Raw genomic sequence first — 488 nt, 5'->3', positions numbered from 1 at the left:
ATATAGAAGAATTAAAAGCAATAAAAGAAAAAATACAGGTGCAAAAATGGTCTTACGATCAAGTTCGAGCATGGCGAAACGGAGAACTTGATTCGTTTGTTTCAAAAGAAGAAAAATCAGAATTAGAAAAGAAATTGAATGAAGTATTAGAAAATCAGCAGTTACAAAATCAATTCAATAAAGCACTTGTTCAAAAATTACAAGAAATTAAGAATGAATTGGTTACGACAAAAGAGCATTTAGCAAGTACGGAGAAAAAGTTAACTGAAGTAGAATGTAAAAACAGTGAATTAGAAGTTTTTATAGAGAAGAAGCTAGAGAAGCGAGATCAGTTATTGTTTAATAACATTAGAGATATGCAGAAGCAAAATCAGAAACAAAAACGGAAAGGTTTTTTCGGTTTGTTTAAAAATTAATGGAATGAATTTTATATATATTTTACCTATTGACTGAATATTATTCTGAGAGGATGTTAACTGCTATTTTAA

General features: G+C 28.3%; 1 protein-coding gene. It reads left to right on the top strand.

Features of this window, described 5'->3' with window-relative positions:
- A partial coding sequence (locus tag MR167_RS31775) for a mercury resistance protein (RefSeq protein ID WP_242316256.1) occupies positions 1–416 on the top strand: 416 nt, incomplete at its 5' end.
- Between the last annotated feature and the right edge of the window lie 72 nt (positions 417–488).

Source organism: Bacillus cereus group sp. BfR-BA-01355, assembly GCF_022663675.1.
In the GTDB taxonomy this organism is placed as follows: Bacteria; Bacillota; Bacilli; order Bacillales; family Bacillaceae_G; genus Bacillus_A; species Bacillus_A thuringiensis_S.
Note: the sequence above shows the minus strand (reverse complement) of the source record. Positions and strands in the feature narration are given on the sequence as shown.